The 16,004-nt window shown below is 61.7% G+C and carries 1 protein-coding gene; it reads right to left on the minus strand.

Translation table 11 applies throughout. The annotated features are described in order from the left end of the window. Positions 1–78: 78 nt before the first annotated feature. The gene (locus tag AB4N85_RS22510; protein WP_460065919.1) at positions 79–15,717 is read right to left on the minus strand and encodes a LapA family giant adhesin; all 15,639 of its coding nucleotides are present in this window, start codon (positions 15,715–15,717) and stop codon (positions 79–81) included. Between the last annotated feature and the right edge of the window lie 287 nt (positions 15,718–16,004).

Consider the following 16,004-nt stretch of genomic DNA (forward strand, 5'->3'; position numbering starts at 1 on the left):
GACGATCAAATCGTCACCGCTGCATTGCCCGCAAACGCGACGGCCGCCCCACAGGAGGCGGCCGTCGTTGTTTCAGCCTCAGCTGTTGTTGTGATCGACCTTGATGGTCGGGTCGCTGCCGGCAATCAGGTTGTGCAGGTTGGCGCTCGCCCAGTTGTTGCCTTCCAGTTTGATCGTCACGTCCGGCGTGGCCGCAGCGGCATCGCCCGAGTTGAATTTGCCCGCCGAGCTGACTTGCAGCGACGACGTGCCATCCACCGTGGTGATCTTCAGGAAGTTGTCGATCGTGCTGCCGGTCTCGCCCTGCAACAGGTCGCGCAGGTCGATGCGGTCGCCTTCGCTGGCTTTGAAATCCTTGATCACGTCGTTACCGGTGTCGCCCGATTTCCAGACGAAGGTGTCGCCACCGGAACCGCCGATGAGGATGTCGTTGCCCTGACCGCCGATCAGCGTGTCGTTGCCGGTGCCGCCGAGCAGGATGTCATTGCCTTTGCCGCCGTCGAGCAGGTCGTTGCCGCCCGAGCCGAACAGGATGTCATTGCCCGCGCCACCGAGCAGCGTGTCGTTGCCATCGTGCGCGCCGGATACATCGAACGCCTGATAGTGCTCGGTGATGTACTGGTGCACGTTGCTGGTGCTGACTTTGCTGACGTCGACGCCGGTCTCTTTGGCAACGAACGCCTGCATCGCCTGGTAACCCTCGCCGGCAATGCCGTTGAAGCTGACCAGATCGCCGAACAGGATGTCGTTGCCTTCGCCACCGTTGACGGTGTCGTTACCCGGCATCGTCGCTTCGGTATGGCCGATGATCGAGTTGGCCAGGTCCTTCGGATCGATGTTGGTTTGCGGCGTTTTGTCCGAATCGTACGGCTTGAGGTCGTTGAGGCTGACGTCGTTGTTCAGACCAATGGCTTCGACGCTCGACAACCCGCTCAACAAGGCAAAGCCGCTGGTCGAGTTGCTGGTCGTCGACGAGTTGGTGCTGTTGCCGGTACCCGCGAGGTTCGACAATTCATAAGTACCGTCGCCCTGCGCATGAATCGTGCCCAGGGTCTCGCTGCTCCAGCCCCACCACGAGTTGTAGGTTTGCAGCACAACGCTGCCGGCACTGTTGATGGTCAGGTAGTGCGAGTTGTCGATGTAGGTGCTGAACGTGTCGCCCTGCTTGTAGTTGCTGGTGTTTACCACGCTGTCGAGTTTCACGTTGCCATACAGCGTCGGGTTGGTCTGCTCGCCGGTCTGGTAGTAAGTCGGCTGGCCATCGGTGATGAAGTACGTGAGGTTCTTCGCCCCGGTGTTGGCCACTGCGTCGGCGCTCTGGAACCAGTTGGCCGTGGTCTTGAACACGTCCTCATAGTTGGTACCGCCGCCAGAGCCCATCGAGTTGAGTACGGCTTTGAGCATCGTCAGCGCGTTCGGGTCGTTGAGATTCACCGACACCGATTTGTTGACCTGGGTATCGAAGTCCACCAGGAATATGTTCACCGTGCCCGAGTTGCTGCCGCCCAGGCTTTGCTTGAGGCTGTTGAACACCGAGGTCAGCGAGTCTTTCGCGGCGTTCAGCGACGAAGTGCTCATGCTGCCCGAGCTGTCGACCATAAACGCAATGTTGTAGTTGGTGCCCGGCACCACGGTCAGGCCGCCGATGTCAGCGACGATGATGTCGTTGGCGTCGGTGCCGATGACGTTGTCATCACCCGAGGTGGCGGTGACCGCGTTGTACACCGCAGGCACTACCGTGACCGGAATGGTCGCGGTGCTGCTTGCCGAGCCGCCGACCTGTTCGGTGGACGTCGAGGTCACGGTCAGGTTGAACTGGCCGTTGTAGTAGGTCGGCGGAGTCACGGTCAGAGAGCCGAGGTTCCAGCCGGTGACGTTGGCTTCGCCATTGCTCGCGGTAACGGTGAAGGTATGCCCCGCGCCATCGCTGAGCACCGAACCGACCGGTGCGCCGCTGATCTTCACGCTCAGGGTTTCCGAGCCGTCGGTGTCGGTCAGCGCGGTGCTGATTGCCGACAGTTTCACCGTGGTGCCTTCAGCGCCGGTGTTGAGCTTGTAGCCGTCGTAATAACCTTCGCCGTTGGTGCCGTGCAGATCGGAGACGGTCACGCCCGAGTTGATCAGGTCCTGCACACCGGTGTAGATCGGCACGCCGGCGTTGCTCAGATCGATTGGCGTGCCGCCGTTGACCGACAGGTTGACGTCGTAGCTGCCCGGGCCGCTCTGATTGTGGTGGTAGATGTCGAGCGTGTAGTAACCGCTGGTGGTCGGGGTGAACGAGCCGTTGATCGCACCGCCCGCGCCCCAGGTACCCGACGCCACGTTCTTGCCGCCGATGGTGATCAGCAGGCTGTCATCGGCCACGCCGCTGAAGCTGTAGGTCTTGCCGGCTTCCAGGTAGATCAGGCCCGAGGTCTTCGACGCCGTACCGGCGGCGACACTGCCGTCAGACTGCACGTTGGTGACGTTGCCGCTGGAGTTCGGTTTGCCGGCGGCGTCGATCACGTTTTTCAGGGTGGTCGAGTTCGCGCCGCTGCCGTCAGTGCCCAGCCCCGCGAGACCGGTCCAGACTTCCTTGATCAGGCCAGTGGATTTCACGCTGTTGTCAGCCACGGCTACGGTCGGCGCATCCGCCACTGGCGTGATGTCGATCTTCACCGTGCCGGTGCTGCCCAGCGTCTGGCCATCGGTAGGCTGGAACTTGATCTGCGCGTAGTCCGCCTGATTGTTGCCCAGGCCGGTGCCGCCATAACCGTTGGTGCCCGACTCGTTGGCATCCGGCAGGAAGCGCAGCTTGCCGGCGTCGATGTCGGCCTTGCTGAAGGTCTGGTTGTTGGCAACATCCTTCCAGGTCGAGCCGTCCAGATACTGCAGTTTGCCCTCGCCCGGCAGTTGCGTGATCTTGATACCGAGGCTGCTCGCCGGGCTGTCGACATCGCTGACGCCGAAGGTCGACCAGCCGAGTACCAGCGGCGTGTCTTCGTTGCCGGTGACATTGCTCGGCGCAGCAACCGGTGCATCGTTGACCGCCACCACGTTGACCGTGGTCGTCGCGGTGTTGGAGTAATTGCCGCCATCAGTCACCGTCACGGTGATGACGCGCGGCACGGTGCTCGGGTTTTCGCTGCTGTTGGTGAAACTGATGTTCTTGATGGCCTGCATGTAGTCGGCCAGGGTCGCGTTACCCGAGAGGGTCAGGGTCACCGTGCCGTTGGTGCTGTTGGCATTGATGGTGATGCCGTTGACGCTATTGCCCAGATTCAGCGCATCGCCGTCCTGACGGTTGGTCAGTACCACAGTGGCGCCGGTCAGCATCGTGCTGTCCGGGTCGGTGATGCTGATGTCGGTGTCAGCGATCGAAACGCCGGCGCCCGGGGTGTTCTCGGTGAACGTCACTTTGTAATCGGCACCGGTCGCACCGCTGGAGTTGTTGGCGTCCAGATTGAGCACCGGTGGCGCATCGTTGTCGATGATCGAGGTGCTGACGCTGTCATTGGTGCTGCTGACCGCTAGGTTCTCGAAGTTGCCGCCGGTAGCCGAATCGATCTTGACCACGAAGTTCTCGGTGCCTTCGGTGATCTTGTCATCGAGGGTAGCGACGTTGAACTGCGCGCTGCTGGCGCCCGCCGGGATCTTCACGGTGTACACGCCGGTGAAGTCCGAACCGTCGGCGGCGGTGCCGCTGTAGACGATTTTCAGGGTCACTTCGGTCTGCGCCGGGTGATTGAGGCTGACGGTGTAGCTGGCGGTCTGACCTTCGGTCACCGAGCTGCTGCCAGTGATGCTGACGGTGGTGGTGTCGACGGTGTCGGTGACGCTGGTCACCGCTGGCGTCGTGCTCGGTACCAGTTTTTCGAAGTTGCCACCGGTGGCGCTGCTGATGGTCGCCTGCACGGTGCCGGCGTCTTTGTAGACGTCGTCAGCTGGCGCTGGAACGTTCACGGTGCCGGTGGTTTCGCCCGCTTTGATGGTGATCACGGCACCGTTCGACAGGGTCACGGTCACTGGCGAGCCAGCGGCGTTGGTCAGGGTCGCGGTGTAAGTGATCTGGCCACCTTCAGCCACCGAACCGGTCGCCGACAGGGACAGGTTGGTGGTGTCGACGGTGTCGGTCACGGTGGTGCTGACCGGAGTCTTGTCGGCGACGAGATTTTCGAAGTTACCGCCGCTGACGTTGGTAATCGAGTTGGTCAGCGGCGCGTTGCCGTTCAGCGCATCGTTCGGTGCGACGGCAGTTACGGTGCCGGTAGTCTGGCCGACCGCGATGGTGATGTTCTGGCCGTTGGCCAAAGTGACCACCACTGGCGAACCGGTGACTGGCGCGCCGACGGTCGCGGTGTAGACGACGTTGCCGCCTTCTGCCGCTGTGGCGGTTGCGCTCAGTTTTACGGTGGTGGTGTCGATGGTGTCGGTGACGCTGGTCACGGCTGGCGTGGTGCTCGGTACCAGGTTTTCGAAGTTGCCACCGGTAGCGCTAGTGATCGTTGCCTGGACGGAACCGGCGTCTTTGTAGACGTCATCGGACGGGGCCGGAACGGTTGCGGTGCCGGTGGTTTCGCCAGCCTTGATGGTGATCACAGCGCCGTTCGACAAGGTCACGGTCACTGGCGAACCAGCGGCGTTGGTCAGGGTCGCGGTGTAGGTGATCTGGCCACCTTCGGCCACCGAGTTGGTGGCGCTGAGCGACAGATTTGTAGTGTCGGTAACGTCGGTGACAGAAGTCGAAACCGGAGTTTTGTCGGCGACTAGATCTTCGAAGTTGCCGCCGGTTACGCCAGTGATCGAGTTGGTGATCGGAGCGTTGCCAGTCAGCGCATCGTTCGCAGCAACAGCGGTTGCGGTGCCAGTGGTCTGGCCGACGCCGATGGTGATGGTCTGGCCGTTGGCCAGAGTCACGACGACAGGCGAACCGGTTACCGGCGCGCCGACGGTGGCGGTGTAAGTCACGGTGCCGCCTTCAGCCACCGAAGTATCGGCGGTCAGTTTGACGGTCGACGTGTCGATGGTGTCAGTGACTGTCGTCACCGCTGGAGCAGTGCTCGGAACGAGGTTCTCGAAATTGCCGCCGGTGGCACTGGTGATCGTCGCCTGCACGGAGCCGGCGTCTTTGTAGACGTCATCGGACGGTGCCGGAACGGTCACATTACCGCTGGTTTCGCCAGCCTTGATGGTGATCACAGCACCGTTCGACAGGGTCACGGTCACTGGCGAGCCAGCGGCGTTGGTCAGCGTAGCGGTGTAAACGATCGAGCCACCTTCAGCCACAGAACCGGTCGCCGAGAGCGACAGGTTGGTGGTGTCGGTAACGTCCGTGACAGAAGTCGAAACTGGAGTTTTGTCTGCAACCAGATCTTCGAAATTGCCGCCAGTTACGCCTGTGATCGAGTTGGTGATCGGGGCGTTGCCGGTCAGCGCATCGTTCGCAGCAACAGCAGTTGCAGTGCCAGTAGTCTGGCCGACGCCAATGGTGATGGTCTGGCCGTTGGCCAATGTCACGACGACAGGAGAACCGGTAACTGGCGCACCGACGGTTGCGGTGTAAGTCACGGTGCCGCCTTCAGCCACCGAAGTATCAGCCGTCAGTTTGACGGTCGAAGTATCGATGGTGTCAGTGACCTGAGTGATCGCTGGAGTGGTGCTCGGCACGAGATTTTCGAAGTTACCACCGGTGGCACTGGTGATCGTCGCCTGGACGGAACCGGCGTCTTTGTAGACGTCATCGGACGGTGCAGGAACGGTTGCGGTGCCGGTGGTTTCACCAGCCTTGATGGTGATCACGGCGCCGTTCGACAAGGTCACGGTCACTGGCGAGCCAGCGGCGTTGGTCAAGGTCGCGGTGTAGGTGATCTGGCCACCTTCAGCCACCGAGTTGCTGGCGCTGAGCGACAGATTGGTGGTGTCGTTGACATCCGTAACAGTGGTCGAAACCGGTGTTTTATCCGCCACCAGATCTTCGAAGTTGCCGCCGGTTACGCCAGTGATGGAGTTGGTGATCGGCGCGTTGCCGGTCAGCGCATCGTTCGCAGCAACAGCGGTTGCAGTGCCAGTAGTCTGACCGACGCCAATGGTGATGGTCTGGCCGTTGGCCAATGTCACGACGACAGGAGAACCGGTAACTGGCGCACCGACGGTTGCGGTGTAAGTCACGGTGCCGCCTTCAGCCACCGAAGTATCAGCCGTCAGTTTGACGGTCGAAGTATCGATGGTGTCAGTGACCTGAGTGATCGCTGGAGTGGTGCTCGGCACGAGATTTTCGAAGTTACCACCGGTGGCACTGGTGATCGTCGCCTGGACGGAACCGGCGTCTTTGTAGACGTCATCGGACGGTGCAGGAACGGTTGCGGTGCCGGTGGTTTCACCAGCCTTGATGGTGATCACGGCGCCGTTCGACAAGGTCACGGTCACTGGCGAGCCAGCGGCGTTGGTCAAGGTCGCGGTGTAGGTGATCTGGCCACCTTCAGCCACCGAGTTGGTGGCGCTCAAGGACAGATTTGTAGTGTCGGTAACGTCGGTGACAGAAGTTGAAACTGGAGTTTTGTCCGCCACCAGATCTTCGAAATTGCCGCCAGTTACGCCAGTGATCGAGTTGGTGATCGGAGCATTACCGGCCAACGCATCGTTCGCAGCAACAGCAGTTGCAGTGCCAGTAGTCTGGCCGACGCCGATGGTGATGGTCTGACCGTTGGCCAGAGTCACGACCACAGGCGAGCCGGTGACTGGCGCGCCGACGGTGGCGGTGTAAGTCACGGTGCCGCCTTCAGCCACCGATGTATCGGCGGTCAATTTGACGGTCGACGTATCGATGGTGTCGGTGACAGTCGTCACGGCTGGAGCAGTGCTCGGTACCAGGTTCTCGAAGTTGCCACCGGTAGCGCTAGTGATCGTTGCCTGGACGGAACCGGCGTCTTTGTAAACGTCGTCGGACGGTGCAGGAACAGTTGCGGTGCCGGTGGTTTCGCCAGCCTTGATGGTGATCACGGCGCCGTTCGACAGGGTCACGGTCACTGGCGAGCCAGCGGCGTTGGTCAGGGTCGCGGTGTAGGTGATCTGGCCACCTTCGGCCACCGAGTTGGTGGCGCTCAAAGACAGATTGGTGGTGTCGACGGTGTCGGTCACGGTGGTGCTGACCGGGGTCTTGTCGGCGACGAGATTCTCGAAATTGCCGCCGCTGACGTTGGTGATGGCGTTGGTGATCGGGGCGTTGCCGGTCAGCGCATCGTTCGCAGCAACAGCGGTTGCAGTGCCAGTAGTCTGGCCGACACCGATGGTGATGGTCTGGCCGTTGGCCAGAGTTACCACAACTGGCGAGCCGGTGACCGGAGCGCCGACTGTGGCGGTGTAGGTCACGGTGCCGCCTTCAGCCACCGAAGTGTCGGCGGTCAGTTTGACTGTCGAGGTATCGATGGTGTCGGTGACAGCCGTCACGGCCGGAGCTGTGCTCGGTACCAGATTCTCGAAGTTGCCACCGGTAGCGCTAGTGATCGTTGCCTGGACGGAACCGGCATCTTTGTAGACGTCATCGGACGGTGCCGGAACGGTCACATTACCGCTGGTTTCGCCAGCCTTGATGGTGATCACAGCACCGTTCGACAGGGTCACGGTCACTGGCGAGCCAGCGGCGTTGGTCAGCGTAGCGGTGTAAACGATCGAGCCACCTTCGGCCACGGAACCGGTCGCACTCAGCGACAGGTTGGTGGTGTCGGTAACGTCCGTGACAGAAGTCGAAACTGGAGTTTTGTCTGCAACCAGATCTTCGAAATTGCCGCCAGTTACGCCTGTGATCGAGTTGGTGATCGGGGCGTTGCCGGTCAGCGCATCGTTCGCAGCAACAGCAGTTGCAGTGCCAGTAGTCTGGCCAATGCCGATGGTGATGGTCTGACCGTTGGCCAGAGTTACCACAACTGGCGAGCCGGTGACCGGAGCGCCGACTGTGGCGGTGTAAGTCACGGTGCCGCCTTCAGCGACCGAAGTATCGGCGGTCAGTTTGACGGTCGAGGTATCGATGGTGTCGGTGACTGTCGTCACGGCCGGAGCAGTGCTTGGTACCAGGTTTTCGAAGTTGCCGCCGGTGGCGCTGGTGATCGTCGCCTGGACGGAACCGGCGTCTTTGTAAACGTCATCGGACGGTGCCGCAACGGTCACATTGCCGGTGGTTTCGCCTGCTTTGATGGTGATGACAGCGCCGTTCGACAAGGTCACGGTCACTGGCGAGCCAGCGGCGTTGGTCAGCGTAGCGGTGTAAACGATCGAGCCACCTTCGGCCACGGAACCGGTCGCACTCAGCGACAGGTTGGTGGTGTCGGTAACGTCCGTGACAGAAGTCGAAACTGGAGTTTTGTCTGCAACCAGATCTTCGAAATTGCCGCCAGTTACGCCAGTGATCGAGTTGGTGATCGGGGCGTTGCCGGTCAGCGCATCGTTCGCAGCAACAGCGGTTGCAGTGCCAGTAGTCTGGCCGACACCGATGGTGATGGTCTGGCCGTTGGCCAGAGTCACGACCACAGGCGAGCCGGTGACCGGAGCATCCACAGTGGCGGTGTAGGTGACCGTGCCGCCTTCAGCGACCGAGGTATCGGCGGTCAGTTTGACCGTCGAAGTGTCGATGGTATCGGTGACATTCGTCACCGCTGGAACCGCGCTTGGCACCAGGTTCTCGAAGTTGCCGCCGGTCGCACCCTCGATGGTCACTTCGACTTTGCCGGCATCTTTATAGACGTCATCTTTAGGTGCGTCGACGGTCACGGTGCCGGTGGTTTTGCCTGCATCGATAGTGATGGTGGCGCCGTTCGACAGGGTCACGGTCACCGGTGTGCCGGCCGGGTTGGTCAGGGTTGCGGTGTAGGTGATCTGGCCGCCTTCGGCGACCGAGTCGCTGGCGCTCAGGTTCAGATTGGTGGTGTCGGTAGTGTCGGAAACCACGGTGTCTGCGGACTTGCCGTCGACCACCAGTTTTTCGTAATTGCCACCCGTGGCGCCATCAATGGTCACGCTCAACGAGCTGCCGCCCGCCAGCGGGCTGTTCGGCGCGACGTAGTTGACGCTGCCGGTGGTTTCGCCAACGGCGATGGTGATGGTCTGGCCGTTGGACAGGCTGACGGTGACCGGCGAACCGGTCACTGGCGCGCCCACGGTCGCGGTGTAGACCACGGTTTCGCCTTCAGCGACGTTCGCAGTGGCGCTCAGCGACACGGTGGTGGTGTCGATGGTGTCGTTGACCGTGGTCACCGCCGGCGCTGTGCTGGTGACGAGGTTTTCGAAGTTGCCGCCGGTTGCGCTCTGGATGGTCGCTTCAACGCTGCCGGCGTCTTTGTAGACGTCATCTTTCGGTGCATCGACGGTCACGGTGCCGGTGGATTTGCCGGCCTCGATGAGGATTGTCGCACCGTTCGACAGGGTCACGGTGACCGGTGTGCCGGCGGCGTTGCTCAGGGTTGCGGTGTAGGTAATCTGGCCGCCTTCGTTCACCGCGCCGGTCGCGCTGAGCGACAGGTTGGTGGTGTCGACGGTGTCGGTCACGGTGGTGCTGACCGGGGTCTGGTCGGCGACAAGATTTTCGAAATTACCGCCGCTGACGTTGGTGATCGAGTTGGTCAGCGGCGCGTGGCCGGCGAGGACGTCGTTCGGCGCGGTGGTGCTCACGCTGCCGCTGGTCTTGCCGACTTCGATAGTGATGTTCTGACCATTGGCCAGGGTGACGACCACAGGCGAACCGGTGACCGGCGCGCCGACGGTGGCGGTGTAGGTGACGGTGCCACCTTCGGCCGCGGTTTCGGTGGCGGTCAGTTTGACCGTCGAGGTGTCGACGGTGTCGGTGACATCGGTGACCGCTGGCGTGGTGCTTGGCACCAGGTTTTCGAAGTTGCCGCCGGTGGCGTCCTTGATCGTGACTTCAACTTTGCCAGCGTCTTTATAGACGTCGTCGGCAGGTGCCGGAACGGTGACGCTGCCGGTGGATTTGCCGGCCTCGATGGTGATCACCGCGCCGTTGCTCAGATTAACGGTCACCGGGGTACCGGCCGGGTTGCTCAGGGTCGCGGTGTAGACAATCGAACCGCCCTCGGCCACGGAGCCGGTCGCGGACAGCGACAGGTTGGTGGTGTCGGCGACGTCGGTTACCGAGGTCACCGCCGGGGTTTGGTCGGCGACGAGATTTTCGTAATTGCCACCGCTGGCGCCGTCGATTTTCACACTCAGGGTGTTGCCGCCGGCCTGTGCGTCGTTCGGCGCGGTGAAGTTGACGCTGGCGCTGCTGGCGCCGACCGGAATGGTGATGGTCTGGCCGTTGGACAGGGTCACCAGCACTGGCGAACCGGTGACCGGGGCGGTCACGGACGCGGTGTAGACAACCACACCGCCTTCTACCGCGCTGGCGCTGGCGGTCAGCGAAACCGTGCTGTTGTCGATGGTGTCGGTGACATCAGTTACCGCAGGCGTCTTGTCGATCACCAGGTTTTCAAAGTTGCCGCCGCTGGTCTTGGTGATGCTCGCATCGACCTTGCCGGCGTCCTTGTACACGTCATCGGCGGGGGCGGCGACGGTTGCGCTGCCGGTGCTCGCGCCTTTGGCAATGTTGATCACCGCGCCGTTGCTCAGGGTCACGCTCATGGCGGTGCCGGCCGGATTGCTCAGGGTGGCGGTGTAGACGATCGAGCCGCCCTCGGCAACGCTGCCGGTGGCGCTCAGGCTGATGTTGGTGGTGTCGACGGCGTCGGTGACTTTGGTCACCACAGCCGAACGATCGGCCTCAACGCGCTCGAAATTGCCGCCGCTGTGGCTGGCGATCGCCGTCCGCACGTTGCTGCCATCGATGTACGGGGTGTTGGCGGGCGCCGGGAAATTCACCGAGCCGCTGGTCGCGCCAGCGGCAATGTTGATCACCGCGCCGTTGGCCAGGGTCACGGTCATCGCAGTGCCGGCCGGATTGCTCAGGGTCGCGGTGTAGGTGATCTGGCCACCTTCGCTGACGGTATCGCTGGCAGTCAGGGTCAGTGCGGTTGTGTCGACGGTGTCGTTGACCGTGGTGCTGACCGGGGTCTTGCTGACGTCGAGTTTCTCGAAGTTGCCGCCGCTGGCATCGGTCATGGTTACGGTGAGCTTGCTGACGTCCTTGTAGACGTCATCGCTCGGTGCGGCAATCGTCACCGAACCGCTGGTCTTGCCGGCTTCGATGGTGATGGTCTGGCCATTGCTCAGGTTGACGGTCACCGGCGTCTGCGCGGCGTTGGTCAGCGTTGCGGTGTAAGTGATCGTAGAGCCTTCGAGCACATAGCTTTCTGCGCTGAGGGTCAGGTGCGTGGTGTTGACCGTGTCGGCAACATTGGTCACCGCAGGCGTAGTATCCGGCACCAGATTTTCGAAGTTGCCACCGGTGGCGTCCTTGATGGTCACTTCGACTTTGCCGGCGTCTTTGTAGACGTCATCGGCAGGTGCCGGAACGGTCACGGTGCCGGTGGTCTTGCCGGCTTCAATGGTGATGACCGAGCCGTTGCTCAGATTCACGGTCACAGGCGCGCCGGCCGGGTTGCTCAGCGTCGCGGTGTAGGTGATCTGCCCGCCTTCGTTGACGTTGCCGGTGGCAGTCAGCGCGACGCTGGTGGTGTCGACGGTGTCGGTCACAGTGGTGCTGACCGGGGTCTTGTCGGCGACCAGATTCTCGTAGTTGCCACCGCTGACGTTGGTGATCGAGTTGGTCAGCGGTGCGTGACCGATCTGCACGTCATTCGATACCGGGGCGGTAACGCTGCCGGTGGTCTGGCCGACGGCGATGGTGATGTTCTGGCCGTTGGCCAGGGTCACGACAACTGGCGAGCCGGTGACGGGCGCGCCGACAGTGGCGGTGTAGGTGACGGTGCCGCCTTCAGCGACCGAGGTGTCGGCGGTCAATTTGACCGTCGAGGTATCGATGGTGTCGGTGACTTGAGTGACCGCTGGCGTGGTACTCGGAACGAGGTTCTCGAAGTCGCCGCCGGTGGCGCTGGTGATGGTGGCCTGCACGGAGCCGGCGTCTTTGTAGACGTCGTCGGACGGAGCCGGGAAGCTCACATTACCGCTGGTTTCGCCTGCCTTGATGGTGATGACGGCGCCGTTCGACAAGGTCACGGTCACTGGCGAGCCAGCAGCATTGGTCAAGGTTGCGGTGTAAGTGATCTGGCCGCCTTCAGCCACGGAAGCGGTCGCGCTCAGCGACAGATTGGTGGTGTCGGCCACGTCGGTGACGGTGGTCGAAACTGGAGTTTTGTCCGCCACCAGATCTTCGTAGTTGCCACCGCTTACGCCAGTGATCGAGTTGGTCAGCGGAGCGTTGCCGGTCAAGGCATCGTTCGGTGCGGTGTAGGTGATGGAGCCGGTGGTCTGGCCGACGGCGATGGTGATGTTCTGACCATTGGCCAACGTCACGACCACAGGCGAGCCGGTGACTGGCGCGCCGACGGTGGCGGTGTAAGTCACGGTGCCGCCTTCGGCAACCGAGGTGTCTGCGCTCAGCTTCACCGTCGAGGTATCGACGGTGTCAGTGATTTCGGTCACAGCCGGCGTAGTGTTCGGCACCAGATTTTCGAAGTTGCCGCCGGTGGCGTCCTTGATGCTGACTTCGACCTGGCCGGCGTCTTTGTAGACGTCATCGGCCGGCGCTGGAACGCTAACGGTGCCGGTGGTTTTGCCGGCATCAATGGTGATCACCGAGCCGTTGCTCAGGGTCACGGTTACCGGGGTGCCGGCCGGATTCGTCAGCGTGGCGGTGTAGGTGATCTGGCCACCCTCGGCCACGGAACCGGTGGCGCTGAGGCTCAGGCCAGTGTCATCCACCGAATCGGTAATCGTGGTGACCGCAGGCGTGTTGCTTGGCACCAGATTTTCGAAATTGCCACCGGTTGCACCAGTGATCGTGGTGCTGACGGTGCCGCCATTGTTGTAGACGTCGTTGGCTGCAGTCGGCACGTTGACGGTGCCGACGGTTTCGCCCGCAGCAATGGTGATGGTCGAACCGTTCGACAGAGTGACGGTTACCGGGGTTTGCGCCGGGTTGGTCAGTGTCGCGGTGTAAGTGATCTGACCGCCTTCAACGATGTTGTTGGTCGCGGTCAGAGTCAGGCCAGTGTCATCGACCGAGTCGGTGATGGTGGTCACGGCTGGTGTGGTGTTTGGCACCAGATTTTCGAAATTGCCACCGGTAGCGCCAGTGATCGTGGTGCTGACGGTGCTGCCATTGTTGTAGACGTCATTGGCCGCAGTCGGCACGTTGACGGTGCCAACGGTTTCGCCAGCCGCAATGGTGATGGTCGAACCGTTCGACAGAGTGACGGTTACCGGGGTTTGTGCCGGATTGGTCAGTGTCGCGGTGTAAGTGATCTGACCGCCTTCAACGATGTTATTGGTCGCAGTCAGGGTCAGGCCGGTGTTGTCGACCGAATCGGTGATGGTGGTCACCGCCGGCGTGTTGCTTGGCACCAGGTTTTCGAAATTGCCACCGGTAGTGCCAGTGATGGTGGTGCTGACAGTGCTGCCATTGTTGTAGACGTCATTGGCCGCTGTGGGCACGTTGACGGTGCCGACGGTCTCGCCGGCAGCAATGGTGATGGTCGAGCCGTTGGACAGAGTGACAGTTACCGGGGTTTGCGCCGGGTTGGTCAGGGTGGCGGTGTAAGTGATCTGACCGCCTTCAACGATATTGTTGGTCGCAGTCAGGGTCAGGCCGGTGTTGTCGACAGAATCGGTGATCGTGGTAACGGCTGGCGTGGTGTTTGGCGCCAGGTTTTCAAAGTTGCCGCCGGTAGCCCCGGTGATCGTCGTCGTAACGGTGCTGCCATTGTTGTAAACGTCATTGGCCGCTGTTGGCACGTTGACGGTGCCAACGGTTTCGCCGGCAGCAATGGTGATGGTCGAGCCGTTGGACAGGGTGACGGTTACCGGGGTTTGCGCCGGGTTGGTCAGGGTCGCGGTGTAGGTGATCTGACCGCCTTCGACGATGTTGTTGGTCGCGGTCAGGGTCAGGCCAGTGTCATCGACCGAATCGGTGATGGTGGTGACCGCAGGCGTGTTGCTTGGCACCAGGTTTTCGAAATTGCCGCCGGTAGCCCCACTGATCGTGGTGCTGACGGTGCTGCCATTGTTGTAAACGTCATTGGCCGCAGTCGGCACGTTGACGGTGCCCACGGTTTCGCCAGCAGCAATGGTGATGGTCGAACCGTTGGACAAAGTGACAGTTACCGGGGTTTGCGCCGGATTGGTCAGTGTCGCGGTGTAAGTGATCTGACCGCCTTCAACGATGTTATTGGTCGCAGTCAGGGTCAGGCCGGTGTTGTCGACCGAATCGGTGATCGTCGTGACCGCAGGCGTGTTGCTTGGCACCAGGTTTTCGAAGTTGCCACCGGTAGCGCCAGTGATCGTGGTGCTGACGGTGCCGCCATTGTTGTAGACGTCGTTGGCCGCAGTCGGCACGTTGACGGTGCCCACGGTTTCGCCAGCAGCAATGGTGATGGTCGAACCGTTGGACAGGGTGACGGTTACCGGCGTTTGCGCTGGATTAGTCAGTGTCGCTGTGTAGGTGATCTGGCCGCCTTCGACGATGTTGTTGGTCGCGGTCAGCGTGAGGCCGGTGTTATCAACCGAGTCTGTGATGGTGGTAACGGCTGGTGTCGGGTTCGGCACCAGATTTTCGAAGTTGCCGCCGGTAGCCCCGGTGATCGTGGTCGTAACGGTGCTGCCATTGTTGTAAACGTCATTGGCTGGGGTCGGCACGTTGACGGTGCCGGTAGTCTGGCCAGCGCCAATGGTAATGGTCGAGCCATTCGACAGCGTGACGGTGACCGGAGTTTGCGCCGGGTTAGTCAGCGTCGCGGTGTAGGTAATCTGGCCGCCTTCGGTCACGCTCGAACCAGCCGTCAACGTGACGGTAGTGGTGTCGACGGTGTCGGTGACTTGCGTGGTCGCCGGGATAGTCGGCGGGGTCACGGTGATGCCGTTGCCGCCGCTGGTGCCAGTGACGGTCACGTCGATCTGGCTCGGGTCGTTGTAGACCGTGTCGTTCGGTGCCAGCGGCACGTTGACGGTGCCGGTGGTGGCGCCGGCGGGAATGACGATGACTGCGCCGTTGGACAGGGTGATAGTCAGGTCGGTCAGCGGCGCCTGGGTCAGGGTCGCGGTGTACACCAGCACGCCGCCGGCTTCGGTGATGGTCGGCGTGGCGCTGAGGCTCAGGGTCGAGTCACGCAGTGCGTTGGTGGTGGTGTCGGTGGTCAGGCCGCCCGTGGTGTCCTGCGCGACTTGCCCGGCAGAATTGATGCCCGCCGTGGGGAAGCCAATGGTCGGATCGACGCGGCCAGCGGTGGCGTCGAGCATGACGAAGCTGTGACCACCACCGGCCGCACCGCCGGTACCTGCGGCGGTCGGGCCGGCCGCGGTGGACTCGAGTGCGGTGGTCGGGTCGACACCGGCGGCGATGGCTTGCTGCAGTTCTTCTACAGAAGGCGCGGCCTGCGCCGTGGCTTCGGCCAGGTCAGTGCTGGAGTCAGGCGAGCTGGCGCTCCACTGGGTGTCACGGCCCAGATCGAGCATGCGGCCATCGGCCAGTTCCAGCGACACCGCGCCGGACAGACCGGTATCGATCTGGTCGCCGACATATAGGCGATCGCCTTCAACGAGTACGCGACGCACGCCCTCTGGGGACACCACGAAAACCTGACCGACAATGCTTTTGACGACGGCAACAACACTGCTCATTGAAGACTCTCCGGGGTGTCACATTCAGTTGACTTCCATGGACCTGACGGGCGTCGGCGCCACTTCAGTCTGGACGTACTTTCTATAAATGGATAACTTATTGACGCTGTATTTCCGTCAATAATCTGGCTATAAATTATCGCGATTAACTTTATGCCAAACTATTGACCTTCTGGGAGCCATCCTAAACAATCGCCCCACTAATGTCACATTGATATTTCCGCGGCGACCTGTCCTTCAGCCTGTCATCCAGTTCCTGTTTTGAACTTTCCGACATACGGTCTTTC

This window comes from Pseudomonas sp. H1_G08 (assembly GCF_054681355.1).